25 protein-coding genes and 1 pseudogene are annotated in these 19,661 nt (G+C 71.1%); 19 read left to right on the top strand and 7 right to left on the bottom strand.

What is annotated here, in order from left to right; all coding sequences use genetic code 11:
- From ABZ342_RS28675 to ABZ342_RS28660, 4 genes and pseudogenes are all read left to right on the top strand, one after another.
- Nucleotides 1-111: pseudogene (locus tag ABZ342_RS28675) on the top strand (AraC family transcriptional regulator); the annotation flags it as partial.
- The gene (locus ABZ342_RS28670; protein ID WP_360479155.1) at nucleotides 93-860 is read left to right on the top strand and encodes an enoyl-CoA hydratase-related protein; all 768 of its coding nucleotides are present in this window, start codon (nucleotides 93-95) and stop codon (nucleotides 858-860) included. The pseudogene ABZ342_RS28675 and the gene ABZ342_RS28670, both read left to right, overlap by 19 nt.
- A gap of 65 nt (nucleotides 861-925) precedes the next feature.
- A complete protein-coding gene (locus ABZ342_RS28665; protein WP_360479152.1) occupies nucleotides 926-1,426 on the top strand; it encodes a TetR/AcrR family transcriptional regulator in 501 nt (166 codons plus the stop codon).
- Entirely contained in the window at nucleotides 1,423-1,887 is a 465-nt protein-coding gene (locus tag ABZ342_RS28660) for a DUF2867 domain-containing protein (RefSeq protein WP_155541294.1), read from the top strand. Before ABZ342_RS28665 ends, ABZ342_RS28660 begins: the two co-directional genes overlap by 4 nt.
- On the opposite strand, the gene ABZ342_RS28655 is transcribed toward ABZ342_RS28660, so the two are convergent.
- Nucleotides 1,859-2,404 carry an NUDIX hydrolase gene (locus ABZ342_RS28655; RefSeq protein ID WP_155541295.1) on the bottom strand — a complete coding sequence of 182 codons (546 nt, stop codon included), beginning with the start codon at nucleotides 2,402-2,404 and terminating at the stop codon, nucleotides 1,859-1,861. The genes ABZ342_RS28660 and ABZ342_RS28655 overlap by 29 nt on opposite strands.
- 37 nt (nucleotides 2,405-2,441) lie before the next feature.
- Between ABZ342_RS28655 and nucS the strand changes: the two genes are divergently transcribed.
- Nucleotides 2,442-3,101 carry an endonuclease NucS gene (nucS, locus tag ABZ342_RS28650; protein ID WP_360479148.1) on the top strand — a complete coding sequence of 220 codons (660 nt, stop codon included), beginning with the start codon at nucleotides 2,442-2,444 and terminating at the stop codon, nucleotides 3,099-3,101.
- A gap of 2 nt (nucleotides 3,102-3,103) precedes the next feature.
- On the top strand, nucleotides 3,104-3,307 hold the full coding sequence (locus tag ABZ342_RS28645; protein WP_360479145.1) for a DUF1653 domain-containing protein: 204 nt from the start codon (nucleotides 3,104-3,106) through the stop codon (nucleotides 3,305-3,307).
- 3 nt (nucleotides 3,308-3,310) lie between these two features.
- On the opposite strand, the gene ABZ342_RS28640 is transcribed toward ABZ342_RS28645, so the two are convergent.
- Nucleotides 3,311-3,766, bottom strand: a complete 456-nt coding sequence (locus tag ABZ342_RS28640; protein WP_360479142.1) for a hypothetical protein — start codon at nucleotides 3,764-3,766, stop codon at nucleotides 3,311-3,313.
- Nucleotides 3,767-4,198: 432 nt separating this feature from the next.
- Between ABZ342_RS28640 and ABZ342_RS28635 the strand changes: the two genes are divergently transcribed.
- The 8 genes from ABZ342_RS28635 to ABZ342_RS28600 all read left to right on the top strand — a co-directional run bounded on the left by ABZ342_RS28635 (nucleotide 4,199) and on the right by ABZ342_RS28600 (nucleotide 12,485).
- Nucleotides 4,199-4,975, top strand: coding sequence for a hypothetical protein (locus ABZ342_RS28635; protein ID WP_360479139.1), 777 nt, complete (start codon nucleotides 4,199-4,201; stop codon nucleotides 4,973-4,975).
- A 187-nt stretch (nucleotides 4,976-5,162) separates the two neighbouring features.
- Complete coding sequence (locus tag ABZ342_RS28630; protein ID WP_360479136.1) at nucleotides 5,163-6,860, top strand: sodium:solute symporter family protein; 1,698 nt, start codon at nucleotides 5,163-5,165, stop codon at nucleotides 6,858-6,860.
- A gap of 10 nt (nucleotides 6,861-6,870) precedes the next feature.
- Nucleotides 6,871-7,155, top strand: a complete 285-nt coding sequence (locus tag ABZ342_RS28625) for a hypothetical protein (protein ID WP_155541300.1) — start codon at nucleotides 6,871-6,873, stop codon at nucleotides 7,153-7,155.
- A gap of 47 nt (nucleotides 7,156-7,202) precedes the next feature.
- On the top strand, nucleotides 7,203-8,207 hold the full coding sequence (locus tag ABZ342_RS28620) for a DUF3558 domain-containing protein (RefSeq protein ID WP_360479133.1): 1,005 nt from the start codon (nucleotides 7,203-7,205) through the stop codon (nucleotides 8,205-8,207).
- A 77-nt stretch (nucleotides 8,208-8,284) separates the two neighbouring features.
- Complete coding sequence (gene dhaK / locus ABZ342_RS28615; protein WP_360479131.1) at nucleotides 8,285-9,286, top strand: dihydroxyacetone kinase subunit DhaK; 1,002 nt, start codon at nucleotides 8,285-8,287, stop codon at nucleotides 9,284-9,286.
- The gene (gene dhaL, locus ABZ342_RS28610; RefSeq protein WP_360479128.1) at nucleotides 9,286-9,915 is read left to right on the top strand and encodes a dihydroxyacetone kinase subunit DhaL; all 630 of its coding nucleotides are present in this window, start codon (nucleotides 9,286-9,288) and stop codon (nucleotides 9,913-9,915) included. Before dhaK ends, dhaL begins: the two co-directional genes overlap by 1 nt.
- Nucleotides 9,912-10,595 carry a dihydroxyacetone kinase phosphoryl donor subunit DhaM gene (dhaM, locus tag ABZ342_RS28605; RefSeq protein WP_360479125.1) on the top strand — a complete coding sequence of 228 codons (684 nt, stop codon included), beginning with the start codon at nucleotides 9,912-9,914 and terminating at the stop codon, nucleotides 10,593-10,595. Before dhaL ends, dhaM begins: the two co-directional genes overlap by 4 nt.
- A gap of 120 nt (nucleotides 10,596-10,715) precedes the next feature.
- Nucleotides 10,716-12,485: a 3-hydroxybutyryl-CoA dehydrogenase gene (locus tag ABZ342_RS28600; RefSeq protein WP_360479122.1), complete on the top strand. Its 1,770-nt coding sequence runs from the start codon at nucleotides 10,716-10,718 to the stop codon at nucleotides 12,483-12,485.
- Nucleotides 12,486-12,648: 163 nt separating this feature from the next.
- Here the strand turns inward: ABZ342_RS28600 and tsaA are convergent, their stop codons facing one another.
- From tsaA to ABZ342_RS28585, 3 genes are read right to left on the bottom strand one after another with little or no spacing between them, the layout of a single operon-like run.
- Nucleotides 12,649-13,059 carry a tRNA (N6-threonylcarbamoyladenosine(37)-N6)-methyltransferase TrmO gene (tsaA, locus tag ABZ342_RS28595; RefSeq protein ID WP_360479119.1) on the bottom strand — a complete coding sequence of 137 codons (411 nt, stop codon included), beginning with the start codon at nucleotides 13,057-13,059 and terminating at the stop codon, nucleotides 12,649-12,651.
- Nucleotides 13,056-13,484: a nucleoside deaminase gene (locus ABZ342_RS28590; protein WP_360479116.1), complete on the bottom strand. Its 429-nt coding sequence runs from the start codon at nucleotides 13,482-13,484 to the stop codon at nucleotides 13,056-13,058. The genes tsaA and ABZ342_RS28590 overlap by 4 nt, the downstream gene beginning before the upstream one ends.
- Nucleotides 13,481-14,320: an LLM class flavin-dependent oxidoreductase gene (locus tag ABZ342_RS28585; protein WP_360479113.1), complete on the bottom strand. Its 840-nt coding sequence runs from the start codon at nucleotides 14,318-14,320 to the stop codon at nucleotides 13,481-13,483. Before ABZ342_RS28585 ends, ABZ342_RS28590 begins: the two co-directional genes overlap by 4 nt.
- Before the next feature lie 93 nt (nucleotides 14,321-14,413).
- On the opposite strand from ABZ342_RS28585, the gene ABZ342_RS28580 reads away from it, so the two are divergent.
- Together ABZ342_RS28580 and ABZ342_RS28575 are read left to right on the top strand one after the other, a co-directional pair.
- The gene (locus ABZ342_RS28580) at nucleotides 14,414-14,878 is read left to right on the top strand and encodes an Lrp/AsnC family transcriptional regulator (RefSeq protein ID WP_360479110.1); all 465 of its coding nucleotides are present in this window, start codon (nucleotides 14,414-14,416) and stop codon (nucleotides 14,876-14,878) included.
- The gene (locus tag ABZ342_RS28575) at nucleotides 14,862-15,386 is read left to right on the top strand and encodes an adenylate kinase (RefSeq protein ID WP_360479107.1); all 525 of its coding nucleotides are present in this window, start codon (nucleotides 14,862-14,864) and stop codon (nucleotides 15,384-15,386) included. Before ABZ342_RS28580 ends, ABZ342_RS28575 begins: the two co-directional genes overlap by 17 nt.
- A 1-nt stretch (nucleotide 15,387) precedes the next feature.
- Here ABZ342_RS28575 and ABZ342_RS28570 read toward each other — a convergent pair whose 3' ends face one another.
- Entirely contained in the window at nucleotides 15,388-15,864 is a 477-nt protein-coding gene (locus tag ABZ342_RS28570; protein WP_155541310.1) for an Lrp/AsnC family transcriptional regulator, read from the bottom strand.
- A gap of 58 nt (nucleotides 15,865-15,922) precedes the next feature.
- Between ABZ342_RS28570 and ABZ342_RS28565 the strand changes: the two genes are divergently transcribed.
- Nucleotides 15,923-17,041, top strand: a complete 1,119-nt coding sequence (locus ABZ342_RS28565; protein ID WP_360479103.1) for a PLP-dependent transferase — start codon at nucleotides 15,923-15,925, stop codon at nucleotides 17,039-17,041.
- Here the strand turns inward: ABZ342_RS28565 and ABZ342_RS28560 are convergent.
- Nucleotides 17,038-17,250: a zinc ribbon domain-containing protein gene (locus ABZ342_RS28560; protein ID WP_360479100.1), complete on the bottom strand. Its 213-nt coding sequence runs from the start codon at nucleotides 17,248-17,250 to the stop codon at nucleotides 17,038-17,040. The genes ABZ342_RS28565 and ABZ342_RS28560 overlap by 4 nt on opposite strands.
- A gap of 45 nt (nucleotides 17,251-17,295) precedes the next feature.
- On the opposite strand from ABZ342_RS28560, the gene ABZ342_RS28555 reads away from it, so the two are divergent.
- Both ABZ342_RS28555 and ABZ342_RS28550 read left to right on the top strand, forming a co-directional pair.
- Nucleotides 17,296-18,420 (top strand): nucleotide pyrophosphatase/phosphodiesterase family protein, encoded by a 1,125-nt coding sequence (locus ABZ342_RS28555; RefSeq protein WP_360479097.1) that lies wholly within the window; start codon nucleotides 17,296-17,298, stop codon nucleotides 18,418-18,420.
- Nucleotides 18,421-18,513: 93 nt separating this feature from the next.
- A complete protein-coding gene (locus ABZ342_RS28550; RefSeq protein WP_360479094.1) occupies nucleotides 18,514-19,605 on the top strand; it encodes an NAD/NADP octopine/nopaline dehydrogenase family protein in 1,092 nt (363 codons plus the stop codon).
- Nucleotides 19,606-19,661 lie beyond the last annotated feature (56 nt).

Raw genomic sequence — 19,661 nt, 5'->3', positions numbered from 1 at the left:
GCCAACCTGCGACGACGGATGCGCGCCGAGGTGGGCGTCGGCCCGGACAGTTACCGGCGCACTTTCCGGTCCGGAAGGGCTACGGTCGGGGAATGTACGAGCACCTCCTGATGAACCGGGACGGCGACACCGTCACGATCACCATGAACCGGCCGGAGCGGCGCAACTCGCTGTCCGCGGATCACCTCGCCGAGCTGCTCGCCGCGTTCCGCACGGCGGGGACGTCCGACGCCACCGGCGTCGTGCTGGCCGGCGCGGGACCGGTGTTCTCCGCGGGGCACGACTTCGGGGACGTGGCCAAGCGCGACCTGATGGGCGTGCGCGAGCTGCTGACGGTGTGCACCGAACTGATGAAGACCATGCAGTCGATTCCGCAGGTGGTCATCGCGCGGGTGCACGGCCTGGCCACCGCGGCGGGCTGTCAGCTCGTGGCGTCGTGCGACCTGGCTGTCGCCGCCGAGTCGGCGGGCTTCGCGCTGCCGGGCGGCAAAGGCGGCTGGTTCTGCCACACGCCGGCGGTGCCGGTGGCGCGCTCGATCGGCCGCAAGCGGCTCATGGAGCTGGCGCTGACGGGCGACGTCATCGACGCGGCGACCGCGCTCGACTGGGGCCTGGTCAACCGGGTCGTTCCGGACGAGCAGCTCGACGACGCCGTCGGGGATCTGCTGGCGCGGGCGACGCGCGGCAGCCGGGCCAGCAAGTCGATGGGCAAGGTGACGCTCTACGCCCAGCTCGACCGGCCCGAGGCCGACGCCTACGCCATCGCGCTGGAGGTCATGGCCGCGGCGTCGCAGCTGCCCGGCGCCCGCGAAGGCATGGCCGCCTTCTTGGAGAAGCGCAAGCCCTCCTGGCCCGACTGAGCCCCCCGCGTCCCGGCGGGGGTTTCGTCGTGGCCAGCGTCCGTACCATACGGTATGGTATGGCCATGGCGAGCAAGCGGGACTGGCTGGACGCGGGGTTGGTGCTGCTGGAGGAGCAGGGCGCGCCGGCGGTGACGATCGAGCGGCTGGCCGAGCGGCTCGGCCTGTCGAAAGGCTCCTTCTACCACCACTTCAAGGGCACGGGCGGCTTCCGCACGGCGCTGCTGGAGCACTTCGAGACCGAGCGCACGACCCGCTTCGTCGAGCAGGCCGAGGCGGCCTCGGGGGACCGCTTGGGTGCGTTGCTGAAGCTCGTCCTCGCGCCCGGACCCGGCCTCGGGCTCGAGATCGCCGTCCGGGCGTGGGCCCTGCAGGACGCCGAAGCGAGGGCGGTCCAGGAGCGTGTCGACCGGACGCGCGTGGCCTACCTGACCGAGGTCAGCGGTGACGCCGGCCTGGCGCGGGCGCTGTACCTGATCGTCGTCGGTGCCGGGCAGGTCGTGCCGCCACTGTCCGGCCGGCAGCTGAAGAGTGCGTTGGAACTCGTTCTGGGGAGAAGGAAATGACCGAACCGTTCGTCGAGGGTGCCGACTACGTCGAGTTCAAGGAGATCGAAAGCGAGAACAGCCTGCGCGAGTTCGTCGCCGGCGTGTTCGGCTGGTCGCCCGCCTGGGTGAAAGTCCTGTTCGGCGCCCGGTACCTGCTGGCCAAAGCGCTGCGGCTGGACACCGCGGCCGTTCCGCGCACCGGCCGGCTCCGGCCCGAGGACATCGGGTTCGCGCCCGGCGACCGGGTCGCGTTCTTCACCGTCCGGGCCGGCGACCCGGAGCGCTACCTGGTCGCGGGCGCGGACGACAGCCACCTGAGCGGGTACCTGACGGTCGAAGCCGTGCCTCGCGGCTTCCGGCTCGGCACGATCGTGCACTTCCACAACCGCGTCGGCCCGGCCTACTTCGCGCTGATCAAGCCGTTCCACCACCTGGTGATCCGCGGGATGCTCAGGGCCGGTGCCGCTCGAACAGCATGAGCTGCGCCCACGCGGCGATCGACTGCGCGTCGGTGATCTCGCCGGCCAGGATCATCTTCTCGAGATCCGCGCGCGAGAACCACGCGCTGCGCATGTCCTGCTCCTCGAGCTCGCGCTCGGGCTCGCCTTCGGTGAGGTCCGTGGCGAGGAACACCCAGCCGCGCTGGCTGCTCATGCCGGCGGCGACGTCGAGCTTGCCGAGCGGCACCATCGAGCCGGCGCGCAGGCCCGTCTCTTCGCGCAGCTCCCGCGCGGCCAGCTCGGCGGGCGGCACGTCGGCCAGATCGGGCGCGGTGCCCTGCGGGAACTCCCAGCGGCGTTCGTCGAGCGGGTAGCGGAACTGCTCGACCAGCCGGAACCGGTCGCCGTCCTGGGCGATGACGAGGGCGTAGTCCGGCTTGTCGATCACGCCGTAGACGCCCGCGGAGCCGTCGGGGCGGCGGATGTCGTCTTCCCGCACGGTCATCCAGTTGTTCCGATACACCTCGCGGGACGCGACACGCTGAATGGGGTCCACGCGCCCAGTATCACCGACCCTGTCCTACCCTCCTCGGGTGCGTCTCGTGATCGCGCGGTGCCAGGTCGACTACGCCGGCCGGCTCACCGCCCACCTGCCGATGGCCACCCGCCTGTTGCTCGTGAAGTCCGACGGGTCGGTGTCGGTCCACTCCGACGACCGCGCGTACAAGCCGTTGAACTGGATGAGCCCGCCCTGCTGGCTGATCGAGGACGGCAATCTCTGGATCGTCGAGAACAAGCAGGGCGAGAAGCTGGTGATCTCCATCGAGGAGGTCTTCCACGACTACTCCCAGGCGCTGGGCGTGGAACCGGGCCTGCAGAAGGACGGCGTCGAGGCCCACCTGCAGGAGCTGCTGGCCGAGCACATCAAGACCCTGGGCGACGGCTACACGCTGGTCCGCCGCGAGTTCCCGACGGCGATCGGCCCGGTCGACATCATGGCCCGCGACGCGGACGGCAAGTCGGTGGCGGTGGAGATCAAGCGCCGCGGCGAGATCGACGGGGTGGAGCAGCTGACGAGGTACCTGGAGCTGCTGAACCGCGACCCGCTGCTGGCCCCGGTCCAGGGCGTGTTCGCGGCCCAGATCATCAAGCCCCAGGCGCGAACGCTGGCGGAGGACCGCGGAATCCGCTGCTTGACGCTGGACTACGACGAGCTGCGCGGCATCGAGTCCGACGAGTTCCGGCTGTTCTGACGGTGGAACCCGGACGGTACGTGCACTACAAGGGCGGCGAGTACGAGGTGCTCGGGGTCGCGCGGCACAGTGAGACCGAGGAGAAGCTCGTGGTGTACCGCGCGCTGTACGGCGAGCGCGGGTTGTGGGTGCGACCGGAAGCGATGTTCGGGGAGACGGTCGAGACCCCGGACGGCGTGGTGCCGCGCTTCCGGCGGGTGGATTGAGGTTCATCGCACGTCGAAGGCGATCGCGTAGGTGTCGGGCGTCTGCTCGCCGGTGTCGGGGTCGAGGGTGGACCAGGCTCCCGAGCCGCACCACCAGACCCGCATGGCGTCCGCGTTGGTGGCGTCGTCGTTGCCCGTCCGCACGGTCGCGGACACGCGCAGCGCGAACTCACCGGTGAACCGGCTGCGCGACTTCTTGATCTCGGTGATGGTGCCCGTCGCGGTGGCGGGACCGGACGGCGAGCCCTGCGCCTCGGGGTAGATGCCCATCTGCTCCCCGATCTGCTTGGTGATCCGGCCCGGTGCCGAGGGTGCCGCGACACCGGCGGCGGACGGCTCGGCCGCGGGCTGGGTGGTCGTGACGGTCACGGTCGTGGTGGCCGCCGGCGCGGCAGTCCCGCCCGAGCAGCCGGCCAGCAGCCCTGCCGTGGCCATCATCGCGACGAGCGTTCGCTTCATCGGCACCTCCGTGATCGTGGGATGAAGATCGCGGGAAGCGCGCCCGCTGTTTCAGGTGCGGGTGACCTCGGTGCCTCCGCTCGGCCCCGGGGACGGGCCCGGCGCCGATACCGAATCGATGCCCAATTGCGGTATCTGATTCCCGGATGATTCCTCCGCAAGGAAATCGTTAACCCGATAGGCGTCCGAGAAGTGATCGGCTCCTTTCTGACCTGCCTTTTTGCGCTGTTCGGGTGAGTTCGGGATCCTTTCACGTGCGCGAGTGGCACACTCATTTCGAGGGGTTCCGCCGGCGCGTCCGGCGTGGCCGGAGGGTGGTGCGCTCGGCCGTCTTTCTTTGTCGTGCCTACGTTTCAGTCCGCCTTCGAGCTCGTGTGCGCGTGCCTGTCCGGCCGGTGCGCGCGCGTTTTCGCCTGCACGGAGGAGGAAGTCATGCGTTATCGCCCACTCGGTTCCGATCCGGCCGACCCACGTCTGGGCCGGTTCATTCCGGACGACTGGCGGCACGTGGAAAGGTATCCGCTCACCGCGCTGTCCGCCGACGACCGGCCCACGCAGGCGCCCGTCGTGATCGGGGTGAACTGGTACTCCGCGTTCGACACCCCGGAGAAGGACGAGGCCTCCGGCGAGTTCTTCATCGCCAAGGCCGGCGTCAAGAAGCTGGGCCGGATCCGCGGCGGCCACTGCGTCTGCCTCGAGCCGGGCGGCACCCCGGACACCGACGCCAACTACGCGTTCTACGACCAGGGCAAGGAAGGCGCCTGCGTCGGCTTCGGCTGGTCGCGCTGCATGTCGATCTTCAACGGCAGCGAGTACACCGCCCGCTGGCTCTGGGACTCGGCCAAGAAGCGCGACGAGTGGCCCGAGACCAACCCCGGCGACGACAACGGCACGTCGGTCCGCGCCGCGGCCGAGGTGCTCAAGGAGGCCGGGCACGTCCTCTGGGACGACTCGTACGCCAACGACGACTGGCAGGCGCGCGAGAAGTACACGCCCGAGGCCAAGCAGGGCATCAAAGCGTTCCGCTGGGCCAAGTCGGTCGACGACGTGCACTCGGTGCTCGCCAACCCGCGGGCCGACGAGCTCGGCGCCGTGCCGCTGCTCAACTCGTGGGGCCCGGGCTACCCGCACCGCACCTACCTGCCCGACGCCGTGCTCGCCAAGCTGATCGAAGAAGACGGCGAGATCGCGGTGCCCACCGACCGGTGATCCACAACCGCTCCCGCGGTGCGTGACAGAAGGCGCGTTTCCCCAGCTCAAGGGCAGGGGGGACGCGCCTTCTGGCCACTTTGGACACGTCGGCGTGCCGACCCTGAATCCATGCAGTACTGTCCGGATCCGACAGGACAGTGGTGATTCCTGTGGGTTGTTGTCCAGTTGAAAAGAGGTGGGTCGGATGCTCGTCCTAGCCGATGCGAACCTGCGACTCGACGCGAGTGCGATCGACTACATCGAGTTGGCGTTCTACTTCGTGCTGGTGCTCGGCATCGGGTACCTGGCACGGCGTCAGGTGTCCAGCAGTCTCGACTTCTTCCTGTCGGGCCGCTCGCTGCCCGCCTGGGTCACCGGCCTGGCGTTCATCTCGGCGAACCTCGGCGCGGTCGAGGTCATGGGCATGTCGGCCAACGGCGCCCAGTACGGCCTGCCGACCGTCCACTACTTCTGGATCGGCGCGATCCCGGCGATGCTGTTCCTCGGCATCGTGATGATGCCGTTCTACTACGGCTCCAAGGTCCGCAGCGTTCCCGAGTTCATGCGCCGGCGCTTCGGCAAGCCGGCCCACCTCGTCAACGGCGTCAGCTTCGCCGCCGCTCAGATCCTGATCGCGGGCGCGAACCTGTTCCTGCTGGCCAGCGTGGTGAACCTGCTGCTCGGCTGGCCGCTGTGGGTGTCGATCATCGTCGCCGCCGCGATCGTGCTCTCCTACACCGCGCTCGGCGGTCTCTCCGCGGCGATCTACAACGAGGTCCTGCAGTTCTTCGTGATCGTCATCGCCCTGGTCCCGCTGACCATCATCGGCCTGGTCAAGGTCGGCGGCTGGCAGGGCCTGGTCGACAAGGTCACCAACAGCCCGGGCGGCACCGCGCAGCTGCACTCGTGGCCCGGTGACAACCTGACCGGCTTCGGCAACAACATCCTGTCCATTCTCGGCATCGTGTTCGGTCTCGGCTTCGTGCTGTCGTTCGGTTACTGGACGACGAACTTCGTCGAGGTCCAGCGCGCGATGGCGTCGAAGAGCATGTCCGCCGCGCGGCGCACGCCGATCATCGGCGCGTTCCCGAAGATGCTGGTCCCGTTCATCGTGATCATCCCGGGCATGATCGCCGCCGTCACCGTCTCCGAGTACGTCAAGGACAAGCAGGTCCTGCTCGACGGCGGCAAGGCGGAAAGCGGCGTCACGTTCAACAACGCGCTCCTGCTGCTGATGCGCGACCTGCTGCCGAACGGCATGCTCGGCATCGCGATCGCCGGTCTGCTGGCCTCGTTCATGGCCGGCATGGCCGCGAACCTCAGCTCCTTCAACACGGTCTTCACGTACGACATCTGGCAGACGTACATCAAGAAGGACAAGCCGGACGGCTACTACCTGCGCCTCGGGCGCGTGGTGACGTCGGTCGGCACGATCCTCGCCATCGGCACCGCGTTCATCGCGTCGAACTCCGGCAACATCCTGAACTACCTGCAGGACCTGTTCTCCTTCTTCAACGCGCCGCTGTTCGCGACGTTCATCCTGGGCATGTTCTGGAAGCGGATGACGCCGCACGCCGGCTGGAGCGGCCTCGTGCTCGGTACCGCGTCCGCGATCACCGTCTGGGGGCTGTCGCAGGCCGGGGTGATCGGCCTGAGCGGCCAGGGCACCAGCTTCGTCGCCGCGGGGACCGCGTTCGTCGTCGACATCGTGGTGAGCGTCGCGGTCTCGCTGGCGACCAAGCCGAAGCCGGACGAAGAGCTGGTGGGGCTGGTCTACTCGCTGACCCCGAAGGAAACGCGCAAGCACGACGACACCGGCGAGAACGCGGGCTGGTACCGCAAGCCGGGCCTGCTCGCGGGCATCGTGCTCATCCTGACCATCGCCCTCAACATCATCTTCTAGGAGGTCCGTCATGGCTACCGAGTCCGGCGCGCGACCGCGGAAGGCGGGCGCTTTCGACATCCGGCTGATCATCGCCTTGCTGATCGGCGTCTACGGCGTGATCCTCACGGTGATGGGCCTCTGGTTCACGTCCGACGCCGAGCGGGAGAAGGCGGCCGGGGTGAACATCAACCTGTGGGCGGGCCTCGGCATGCTGGTGGTCTCCGCGGCGTTCATCATCTGGGCGCGGGTCCGGCCGCTCGTCGTGCCGGCCGAGCCCGAGGACGCCGACACACCGCCCGCGAAGGTCGAATAGCCGGGTTGTCCGGACAGGGACGCGAGGTTCCGGCTACCGTGCACCGCGTGCTCCCTGACGTTCGACGCCGCCGTCTCCCGAAGCTGTTCCTGCTGGTCACCGCCCTCGCGCTGCCGCTGACCGCGTGCGGGCAGGACCTCGGCAAGTCCAACTTCGCGCGGACGACGGTGCCCGCGGCGGCCGGTGCCGGCCAGATCTCCGACGGCCCGATCACCGACGCCGCCGTGGCGGCGAACGTGCTGCGCACGATCAAGCCGTGCCAGTTCCTGACCAAGGAGGCGCTCGGCGCGCTGGGCCTCGGCACGGTCGAGGACGACCCGTCGCCGTCGTCGATCGCCTTCGACCGGTGCGGCAACAAGGTGAAGGACCCCGGCGGCAAGGAGATCCGGCTCGACTTCGAGATCGGCAACACCCTGCTGCCGCACGCGGACAAGACGACCGGGCAGGCCGGCGGGCTGCCGCTGCGCGTCGACAAGACCGACGAGACCAGCTGCACGGTCGCGACCATGACGGCCCTGAACCCGGACATGGCCCTGACGCTCACGGTCACCTACCCCGGCGACCCGTGCCGGCCCGGCCGGACGCTGATGGACGCCATCGTGCAGAAGGTGCACAACTCACCGGAGAAGTACTCGACGCCCGCGGGCACGCTGCTGACCGCCGACCCGTGCGCGATGGCCGACACCGCGGCGGTGGCCGCCACCGTTCCGTCGGCGAAGTCCGTGCCCTCGGGCCTGCACTCCTGCCAGTGGCGGAGCAACGGCGCCAACCCGGCCGTGACCGTCGAGTTCCAACCGGGACTGCCGCCGATCGCCGGGGACGGTTACTCCAAGGTGGACCTCGGCAACGGCGTGACGGCCTTCCGGAAGCAGGCCGACGGGAGCGCGTCGCGGTGCTCGGTGGAGTGGCAGCACCGGCCGTGGCAGGGCGACGACGTCGAACTGGCCCAAGTGGACTACGAGAACTACAACGCCAAGCCGGACACCGACGACCCGTGCGGCAAGGCGGTCACCGTCGCGAAGAACGTCGTCACGAAGCTCCCCAAACCCTGACCGGCCTTGACCTGGCGGCGGGCCGCGCGGAGAGGTAGGAAGGGGACACCCACCCGCCGAAGTTGCCGGAGGCTGCCGTGAAGAAGATCATCAACGATCCGGCGAACGTCGTCGCGGAGTCGCTGCGGGGCCTCGCCGCCGCGCACGCCGACATCCTGCGCGTCCAGGAGGATCCGGACGTCGTGGTCCGCGCCGACGCGCCGGTCGCCGGCAAGGTCGCCGTCATCTCCGGAGGTGGCTCCGGGCACGAGCCGCTGCACGGCGGGTTCGTCGGCCAGGGCATGCTCGCCGCCGCCGTGCCCGGCGCGGTGTTCACCTCACCGACGCCCGACGCCGTGCAGGCCGCCGTCACCGCGACCACCGGCGACGCGGGCGCCCTGCTCATCGTCAAGAACTACACCGGCGACGTGCTGAACTTCGAGACGGCCGCCGAGCTGGCCGCCGCCGACGGCCTGGAGGTGCGCAGCGTCGTGATCGACGACGACGTCGCGGTCAAGGACTCGACCTACACCGCGGGCCGCCGCGGGGTCGGCGGCACGGTGCTGCTGGAGAAGATCACCGGCGCGGCCGCCGAGCGCGGCGACTCGCTCGACGCCGTGACCGCGCTGGCGCAGAAGGTGATCGGCCAGGTGCGGTCGATCGGCGTCGCGCTGACCGCGCCGACCGTGCCGCACGCCGGCACCCCGAGCTTCGACCTCGGCGACGGCGAGATCGAGTTCGGCATCGGCATCCACGGCGAGCCCGGCCGCGAGCGGATCCCGCTCGAACCGGCCGACGCGCTGGTGGCGCGGCTGGTGCAGGCGGTGGTGGAGGACCTGCCGTTCGAATCCGGTGACCGCGTGCTGCTGTTCACCAACTCGATGGGCGCGACCCCGCTCGTCGAGCTGTACCTGGCGCACGGCATCGCCGAGCGGCTGCTGGCCGAGCGTGGGATCGTGGTCGAACGCCGGCTGGTCGGCCCGTACATCACCAGCCTCGAGATGCAGGGGATGAGTCTGACGTTGCTCAAACTGGACGACGAGCTGACCGAGCTCTGGGACGCCCCGGTGAACACTGCGGCGCTGCGGTGGGGGGTCTGATGACCTGCAAGGCCGACGGGGTCGCGGCGGCCGTGCGCGCCGCGGCGGCCGTCGTCGCCGAGCACCGCGCCGAGCTGATCGACCTCGACCGCGCGATCGGCGACGGCGACCACGGCGAGAACCTGAACCGGGGGTTCACCGCCGTCGTCGCGGCTCTGGACGCGAGCCCGCCGGACACGCCGGGTGCGGTCCTCAAGCTCGTCGCGACGACGTTGATCTCCAAGGTCGGCGGGGCCGCGGGACCGTTGTACGGCACGGCTTTCCTGCGTGCCTCGACGAAGCTCGGTACTGCCGAGGACCTCGACGTTCCGGCCCTCCTGGAGGCGTTGCGCGCGGGACTCGAAGGCGTCCAGGCCCGGGGGAAGGCCGTGGGCGGCGACGCGACCATGGTCGACGCCCTGATCCCGGCGGTCTCGGCCGCGGAGAAGGCGGCCGAGGACGGCGGGGACGTCGCCGCGGTGCTGACGGCGGCGGCCGACGCGGCCGACCGCGGCGCGGAGTCCACTGTGGACCTGGTGCCGCGCAAGGGCCGGGCGTCCTACCTGGGCGAGCGCGCGGTGGGGCACCTGGATCCCGGCGCGCGGTCGTCGGCGCTGCTGCTGCGCGCGTTCGCCGAGGCTGCCCGGTGAGCGTCGGCATCGTGCTCGTCTCGCACAGCTCGAAGCTCGCCGAGGGGCTGGCGGAGCTGGCCGCCCAGATGGCGCCGGACGTCACCATCATGGCCGCGGGGGGTCTTTCCGACGGCTCGATCGGCACGGACTACGACGAGGTCGTCGCGGCCACCCAGCGCGCCGACTCCGGCGACGGCGTCGTGCTGCTCTACGACCTCGGCAGCGCGCAGATGACCGCCGAGCTGGCCGTCGAATCGCTGGCCGACCCCTCGGCCGCCCTGGTCGCGGACGGCCCGCTGGTCGAAGGCGCGATCGCGGCGGCGGTCGCGGCGCAGTCGGGCAAGGACCGCAAGGCGGTGGCGGAGGCCGCCGCGGCCGCCGGGATGCCCGAGGACCTCACTCCGGCCGAGCCCGCCCCCGGCGATGGTGGTGATGGCGGCGAGGTCGAGCTGGTGCTGCGGAACGAGGTCGGGCTGCACGCGCGGCCGGCCGCGGTGCTGGCGCGTGCCCTGAGCGCGTTCGACGCCGAGGTCTCCGTCCGGCTCGGTGACCAGGAGGCCGACGCCCACAGCGTGCTGGCGCTGATGTCGCTCGGTGCCCGCCAGGGCGACCGGATCCGCGTACGGGCGCGCGGACCGCAGGCGCCCGCCGCCCTGGACAAGGCGAAAGAGCTGGTGGACGGCAACTTCGGCGAGTGAATCCGGCTCGCCGACCGGGTGACTTGCGCGGTACTGACTCGATTCCGTCTGGGCTTCCGGCGGTCCCGTGTGGCAGAGTCAGGGGCCAATTACCAGCGAGTAACATCTCTGGAGGCCTCGATGGCGCGGGACATCTCGACGGTCGGAGTGGTCGGCCTGGGCACGATGGGGGCCGGGATCGCCGAAGTGCTCGCGCGCAGCGGGCTCGACGTCGTGACGGTCGAGCTCGACGAAGCCGGTGTCGCCCGGGGCCGTGGGCACCTCGAGCACTCGACCGAGCGCGCTCTTTCCGGCGGCAAGCTCGACGCGGACGGGCGCGCGGAGCTGCTCGGCCGGATCCGGTACAGCATCTCGCTCTCCGATCTGTCCGATGTGGACCTCGTGATCGAGGCGATCCCGGAGAGCCTGGAACTGAAGGCCGACGTCCTCACGGAGCTGGACAAGATCACCCGGCCCGAGGTCGTGTTCGCGTCCAACACATCGTCGCTGTCGATCACCGAAATCGGGGTGCACACCACGCGGCCCGGCAAGGTCGTCGGCATGCACTTCTTCAACCCGGCGCCGGTGCAGAAGCTCGTCGAGATCGTGAAGACCGTGGTCACCGAGCCGGAGGTGGTCACCGAGGTGGTGGCGTTCGCCGAGCGGCTCGGCAAGGTGCCGGTGGTGATCGGCGACCGGGCCGGCTTCATCGCGAACGCGCTGCTGTTCGGCTACCTCAACCACGCGGTGCGGATGTACGAGCAGCGCTACGCCACGCGCGAGGACCTCGACGCCGCGATGCGCTTCGGCTGCGGGTACCCGATGGGTCCGCTCGCGCTGCTCGACCTGATCGGGCTCGACACCGCGTACGAGATCCTCGACACGATGTACCACCAGTCCCGCAACCGGCTGCACGCGCCGGCGCCGCTGCTCAAGCAGATGATCACGGCGGGCCAGCTGGGACGCAAGACCGGCCGCGGCTTCTACGCCTACGACGCGCCGGATTCGCCCACCGTGGTCTCGGACGCTTCTGTGCAGTCCACAGTGGAGGGTGTCCCGCCGCGGCCGGTGGCCCGGGTCGGCGTGGTCGGCACCGGGACGATGGCGACCGGCATCGCGGAGGTGTTCGCCAAGCGCGGTCTCGAGGTCGTGCTGCGCGCCCGGAGCCTGGAGAAGGCGCAGGCGTCGGTGGCTCGCGTCAAGAAGTCGCTCGACAAGGCCGTGGTCAAGGGCAAGCTGTCCGAAGAGGACGCCGCTCTCGCACTGGGGCGGATCACCCCGGTGACCGATTTCGAGGCGCTGGCCGACGTCGACCTGGTCGTCGAAGCCGTGGCCGAGGAGCTGTCGGTGAAGCAGGCGGTGTTCGCGGCGCTGGACGAAGTCGCCCGCCCGGGCACGGTGCTGGCGACGACGACGTCTTCGCTGCCGGTGATCGAGTGCGCGGCGGCGACGTCCCGGCCGTCCGACGTGATCGGTCTCCACTTCTTCAACCCGGCCCCGGTGATGAAGCTGGTGGAGGTGGTCTCGACGATCGCGACCGCCCCGGACGTGGTCGCGACGGCGAGCGCGGTCTGTTCGGCGGTGGGCAAGCACGCTGTCCACTGTGGAGACCGCGCGGGCTTCATCGTCAACGCGCTGCTGTTCCCGTACCTGAACGACGCGGTGAAGATGCTGGAGGCCCACTACGCTGGGGCGAACGACATCGACACGGCGATGAAGGTGGGCTGCGGCCTGCCGATGGGCCCGTTCGAGCTGCTGGACGTGGTCGGGCTGGACGTGTCGCTGGCCATCCAGCGCACGCTGTACAACGAGTTCCGCGAGGAGGGTTTCGCGCCGGCGCCGCTGCTGGAGCACCTCGTGACGGCCGGGCGGCTGGGCCGGAAGACCGGGAAGGGCTTCAAGGACTACTGATCAGCTTCCCAGGCTGAGGGCGACGCGCCCATATCGCGCGTCGTCGGGTTGCACCATGATCCGGCCCCGGTGCGAGACTTCCACCAGGTAGAACTGCCGCCAGCAGCAGATGCCAAGGGTTCGTTCCGGTACGCCCTGTGGGTGGAGCCTGCGGCGGTGCGGCTCAGCGGCCGGCGACCTCGCCGAGGACCGGTTTCACGTCCAGGACCGGCGTGCCGTCGATGGCTTCCAGGCCCGTCACCGTGAGCGTGCCGTTCTCGACCGCCGTCACCGTCACCGTGTGGAGGCCGATCGGGTTCGGGCGGTCCGGGGAGCGCGTCGAGAACACCCCTTCGCGGGGGCGGCCCGGGTCGCTGCGCGGGTGCACCGACTGGACGTCGCGGTCGGCTTCGTGCAGCCACGTCAGCAGGACCAGGCGGTCGCCCGGGCGGAGGTCGGCCGCCGCCGGGTGGAACTCCGGGGCGAACACCACCCGGGCCGTTGGGGCGCCTTCGTCGCCCTGCTTCGGGGCCGTCCCACGGTCCTGGAGCGACGACTCGACGTGCGCCACCGGGCGCACCTCGTAGCTCGTCACCGGTAATAACCCTCGACCGGCACGCGAGCCTCGTCGAACAGCGCCGGGCCCTGGAGCTCGTGCCCGCCCCAAGTGACCGGCGGGCGCAGCGTGAGGAACTGTTCCGTCGACAGCGCGTACACGACGCGGCCGAGCCCGGACCGCTCGATCGCGCCGGTGCACATCCCGCACGGCTGGGTGCTGGTGAACATCGTGGTCGCCGCGGCGGCCTCCGGTGCCAGGTTCTGCGCCGCCCAGCGGGCGAGCTTCAGCTCCGGGTGCGCCGTGATGTCGTTGTCGGTCAACGAGGTGTTGCGATCCTCGGCGAGGACGTTGCCGTCCGCGTCGGCCAGCAGGGAGCCGAACGGCGGGTTGCCGTGTTCCTCGCGCGCTTCACGGGCGAGCTCGATCGCGCGCCGCAACAGGGCTTCTTCGGTGTCCTTCACCGGATCTCCTTCCAAGACGCGGCCACGGCCGCCAGGTCCCGCCACGCGACCTCCGGGTGGAGGGTCTCGGCGGGGTCCGCATCGAACGGGTCGAGCACGACGGTGTCCGCCCCGAGCATCCGCAACTGCGCCAGGTCGTCGAGGACCTGGTCGAGAGTGCCTTCTCCGGCACGCCGCTCCGGTCCGGTCACCGCGGTTCCCGTCACCCGCAAGAGGATCCGCGGCGCGAACGCCGGCACCGGCCGGTCGCCGGCCACGTTTTGCAGGCGCTCCAGGCCTTCCCGGAACCCGGACATCGTCATCCGCAACGGGTGCCACGCGTCGCCGAGCTCCACCGCACGGCGCAGCCCGGCGTCGCTGTGCCCGCCCAGCCACAGCGGGATCGGGCCGGCCCGGTAGTCGTCGTGGTCGGCCCAGGCCGCGCGGATCGTCCGGAGGTACTCGCTGGTGAGCTTCCCGCGCTGCTCGAACGGGACGCCGAGCGCGTCGAACTCCTGCTTCGCCCAGCCGATGCCGGCGCCGAGCACGAGCCGGCCGCCGCTGAGCGCGTCGAGGTTCGCCGCCATCCGGGCCACCAGCAGGGGATGCCGGTACGGCACGACCAGCACGGTGGTGCCGAGCCGCACCCGCTCGGTGACGCCCGCGAGCCACGACAACGTCGTGAACGGCTCGTAGAACGGCGCCGGGTACTGGCCGGCGACGTCCGGGGTGATCGCGACGTGGTCGGAAACCATCAGCAGGTCGTAGCCGAGGCCTTCCACGGTCCGCGCCCAGGCGCGCAGCACGCCGGGGTCGGTGCCGGGACCGAAGTTGGGGACGTTCACGCCGATCTTCACCACGAAAGGCTATCGAGGTCAAAGCCGTGATCGGAAGGGAATGATCACGGTGTTCGGCGGCTCCGGCCGTGGATCTCGCGGTAGATTCGCCCGGTGACCGAGACTCTCGATCAGACGGACTGGGCCATCCTGGTCGAGCTCCAGCAGGACGCCCGGCTGCCGCTCACCGAACTGGGCCGCCGCGTGAACCTCAGCGCGTCGGCCACGACCGAACGGCTCCGGCGGCTCGAGTCGGCCGGGGTGATCACCGGCTACCGCGCCGACATCGACCTCGGCAAGGTCGGCTACCCGGTGCTCGCCGTCGTCCGGCTCAAGTACCCCGGCAGCCGGCACGACGCGCTGCACAAGCTGCTCGGCGAGCGCCTCGAGATCCTCGAATGCCTGCGCACCACCGGCGACGACTGCTACACGCTCAAGGTCGCCGCGGCCTCGATGGCCCACCTCGAGCGCACGATGGACGAGCTGGCCCAGTTCGGTAGCACGACCACGAGCATCGTCTACAGCCAGACGCTGCCCTACCGCGGACCGCGGGAGCCCGCCCGTGATCTCGACGCCTGAGCGGATCGTCGTCTACGGCGTGACCGGCTCGGGCAAGTCGACGCTCGCGGCCCGCATCGCCGAGCGCACCGGCCTGCCCTACGTCTCGGCCGACGACCTCACCTGGCTGCCGGGCTGGGTCCAGGTGCCCGACGAGGAGCAGCGCCGCCGCCTCGCCGAGGTGTGCGCGGGGGAGCGCTGGGTCCTCGACGCGGCGTACAGCAGGTGGAAGGACGTCGTGCTGCCGCGCACGCAGCTCATCGTGGGTCTCGACTACCCGCGCTGGCTTTCGCTGGGCCGCCTGGTGCGCCGGACCACCCTGCGCTCGGTGACCCGCGAGCGGATCTGCAACGGCAACGTCGAGTCGTTCCGCCAGATGTTCTCCGCGGACTCGATCATCCGCTGGCACTTCAGGTCGTTCGCGAAGAAGCGGGCGACCATCCGGGCCTGGGCCGCCGAACCGCCGTGCCCCGCGGTCGTCCGGCTGACCTCCGCGCGCGAGACCCGCCGCTGGTTCGCGACGCTGTGACTCAGGCACCCGGCGGGAGCAGCGGTCCACCGCTCCAGTGCTGGAAGACGAGGTTCGTGTGCACGCGGGCGACCTCGTCCCGGGAGGTCAGCTCGTCGAGGACCAGGCGTTGCAGCTCGCCGGCGGAGCTGGTCGCGACGTGCGCGAGGAAGTCGTCCGGCCCGGTCAGGTGGTAGACCGCGCGCACCTCGGGCAGGGACAGCAGGTGCTCGATGAACGGGTCCACCAGCGGCCGCCGGTGCGGGCGGACCTGCACGAACAGGAACGCCTCCAGTGGACGGCCCAGCTTCGCCGCGTCGACGGACGCGTGCTGCCCGGTGATCACGCCGGTGTCCCGCAGCCGGGCGACGCGGTCCAGGCACGTCGACGGCGCGATGCCGACCGCGGCCGCCAGGTCCTTGTTGGTGACCCGGGCATCGTTCTGGAGCAGGCGCAGAATCTCGAGGTCGACCGGACTCAGTTCGACAGAATCGGACATCGGCGAATGATATCCGAGACTGTTGCCTCGGATCCGGTGAAAGCTCGACCATGCTGCCATGACTTCCTCGCTGCGCACGCGTGCCGTCCACGCCGGCCGTGACGACCTCACGGACCTCGGGGTGCACGCCGTCCCGCTCGACCTGTCGACGACCTACCCCTCCCGCGACAGTGCCGCCGAAGCCGCCCGGATCGACGAGTTCGCCGCCGGTGGCGAACTCGACGGCCCGCCGATCTACGGCCGGGTCGGGAACCCGACCGTCGAACGGTTCGAGCGGGCGCTCGCCGAGCTCGAAGGCTTCGAGCACGGCGTCGCGTTCGCCAGCGGGATGGCCGCCGTCTCGGCCTGCCTGCTTTCCGCGGTGGCACAAGGGAAACGGCACGTCGTCGCCGTCCGCCCGCTCTACGGCTGCAGCGACCACCTGCTCGAGTCCGGGCTGCTCGGCACCGAGGTCACCTGGGCCGCGCCGGACGCCGTCGCCGCCGCGCTGCGGCCCGACACCGGGCTGGTGTTCGTCGAGACGCCGGCGAACCCGACGCTCGCCGAGGCCGACATCGCCGCGCTGGCGGCCGCCTGCGGGGACGTGCCTCTCTTGGTGGACAACACCTTCGCGACCCCGGTGCTCCAGCGCCCGGGCCGTCACGGTGCGCGGATCGTGCTGCACAGCGCGACGAAGTTCCTCGGCGGCCACGGCGACGTGATGGGTGGGATCGTGGCGTGCGACGCCGAGGAAGCCGCCCGGCTCCGGCAGATCCGCTTCGCGACCGGTGGTGTGCTGCACCCGCTCGCCGGATACCTGTTGCTGCGCGGGCTTTCCACGCTGCCTTTGCGCGTCAACGCCGCTTCGGCCACCGCGGCGACGCTGGCCTCACGGCTCGGCGACCACCCGGCCGTGACGGCCGTCCACTACCCGCGGCTGGGCGGGCCGCTGGTGGCGTTCGAGGTCGACGGCGACCCGCACGCCCTGATCGGCGCGGTCCGGCTGATCACGCCGGCCGTCAGCCTCGGCAGCGTCGACACCCTGATCCAGCACCCGGGATCGATCAGCCACCGGATCGTCGACGCGGGCGACCGGCACGACGCGGGCGTGTCCGACCAGCTGATCCGCCTGTCGGCCGGGCTCGAGGACGTCGAGGACCTCTGGGCCGACCTGGAGCAGGCGCTGAAGGTGCTCTAGCCGCAGCAGCCGCCGCCACAACAGCCACCGCCACCGCCCGCCGGGACCGCGGATCCGCTCGCGGCCCCGGTGAGGGCGACCGTGGTGAGCAGCTTGACGGTGTCGGCGTGGCCCTCCGGGCAGGCCGCCGGCGCGCTCGATTCGCTCATCGGGCGCAGGAGCTCGAAGGTCTCGGTGCACTCGCGGCAGCGGTAGGCGTAGGTCGGCATGCCGCGATTATCGCCGGAGTGCCCCGCGGATGGGAAGGTGGGCGCGTGCAGCCGCCCACGCTCGCCGACGTCCCGCACCTCGGCCAGGTCGTCCCGTCCCTGCTAGCCGCGCTCGGGGTGCCCGGCTGCGGGAACACGCTGACGTTGCCGGAGGCCCGCAGCGCCGGGGTCCTGCTGGTGGACGGGCTCGGCTGGGAGCTGCTGGCCGAACACGCGGCGGACGCGCCGGTGCTGACCGAGCTGGCCCGGGAGCCGCTGCGCGTGGGTTTCCCGTCCACGACGGCCGCCGGGGTGGCGGCGATCGGCACCGGGCTCGCCTCCGGCGAGCACGGCATGGTCGGCTACACGTTCGAGATGCCGGGCACCGGCGTGCTGAACGCGTTGCGCTGGTGCAGCCACGAAGACGGCAGCGACCTGCGCGGCGCCCTCCCGCCCCGCGAGGTGCAGCCGCTGCCGACGACGTTCGAGCGGGCCGCCGCGGCGGGCATCGACGCGGCCGTGGTGTCGGCCGCCAAGTTCCGCGACACCGCCCTGACCCTGGCCACGCAGAGCGGAGCGCGGTACGCCGGGGTGCACGCGCTCGGTGACCTCGCCGCGCGGACGCTGTCCGTGCTCGACGGGCGCGCGTTCTGCTACGCCTACCACGGTGACCTCGACCTGCTGGGGCACGTCTACGGCCCCGGCTCGGCCGCGTGGCGGGCCCAGCTGCGGCAGGTCGACCGGCTCGTCGAGTCCCTTGTGGACGGTCTGCCGGCCGGTGCCCTGCTCGCGGTGGTCGCCGACCACGGGATGGTCGCCGTCGACGACCAGCTCGACCTCGAAGACGTCCCGGAGCTGCTTTCCGGGGTCCGGACCTTCGGGGGCGAGGTGCGGGCCCGGCACGTCTACACCGAGCCGGGCGCGGCCGCGGACGTCCTCGCGGCCTGGCGGGCGGTGCTGGGCGAGCGGGCCTGGGTGCGGTCGCGCGAGGAGGCCGTCGCCGAGGGGTGGTTCGGGCACACCGTCAGCGACCGGGTGCTGCCGCGGATCGGCGACGTCGTCGCGGCGGCCCGGGGGCGGTTCGGGATGGTGCGGGGGCTCGCCGAGGCCGTGGAGACGTCGCTGATCGGGCAGCACGGGTCGCTCACCACGGCCGAACAGCTGGTGCCGCTGGCGCTCGCTCAGGGGTGAGCGAGCGTATTTCCGGGAACGTGCTCCGGCGGGAACTTTCCCGATCGGCGTGCCGACCTGTCCACTGCGTACCGAGTGACGGGAGTGGGCGGGATGAGCGGGCTGGACGGGATCGGGGTCGTCGGGGCCGGTGGTGAGGGACGGGCGGTCGCGGCCCACCTCGCGTCACTGGGGTTGCCCGTGCACCTCTGCACACGGGATCTGTCGGGCGTGCGGGACATCGCGCGCCGGCGGGAGATCTTGGCGAGCGGGGTGCTCGACGGTCGGTTCCCGCTGCGGGAGGTGACGGCGGACCCCGCGGCGCTGGCCGGGCGGGCCGTGGTGCTGGTCGCGACCGTGACCACCGCCTATCCGGAGGTCGCTGTCCGGCTTGCGCCGCATCTTCGGGCCGGACAGGTGGTGGTGCTGTTCTCCAGCAAGCTGTGCGGGAGCGTCGAGTTCGCGCACGCGCTCGCCGCCGCCGGGGCACCGGCGGTCGACGTCGTCGAGACCGACGCGCTGTTCGCCGCCCGGCCTTCCGGGACCGGCGGGGTGACGGTGCTGGGGGCCAAGGGCTGGAACCTGATCTCCGGCAGCACGCCGTCCGCGGTCGGACGGCAGGCCGGGCTGCTGCGCGAGTGGTTCCCGATGCTGGAGGTCGCGCGGAACACCGTCGAACGCGGCCTGCACGACTTCGGCGCGGTCGCGCACGTGCCGATCGCGCTGGCCAACCTCGGCACCATCGACCGTGCGGAGGAGCTGCTCTTCTACGTCGAAGGCGTTTCGCACCGCACGATTGCGTTGCTGGAGCGGACCGAGGCCGAGTTCGCCGCCGTCGCGCGGGCGTACGGTGCCCGGCTGCTGCCCATGACCGAGGTCCTTGACCGCTACTACGGCTGCTCGGCCACGACGTTGCTCGACGCGTTGCGGACGGTGGAGCCGTACCGGACGATCGCCGCGCCGACCAGCCTCGACCACCGGTTCCTCACCGAAGACATCCGCTCCACGCTCGTGCCGCTGCAGGCACTCGCGCGGTGCGCCGGGGTCGCCACGCCGATGGTCGACGCCGCCATCACGATCATGTCCGTGCTCGGGGGCGAGGATTTCCGGCTGACCGGCCGGACGCTGGCCCGGCTCGGCTGGGACGGGCTCGGCCACGACGGGATCCGTCGCCGGCTGCGGGCCGGTGGCCGGGTCGCGGCTTGAGCACCGACGGGCATCACGCGTGACGGGACGGGCATCTCGCGTGATTGCGGGGGCAT

This window comes from Amycolatopsis sp. NPDC005961, assembly GCF_040629235.1.
Lineage (GTDB): Bacteria > Actinomycetota > Actinomycetes > Mycobacteriales > Pseudonocardiaceae > Amycolatopsis > Amycolatopsis camponoti.
Note: the sequence above shows the minus strand (reverse complement) of the source record. Positions and strands in the feature narration are given on the sequence as shown.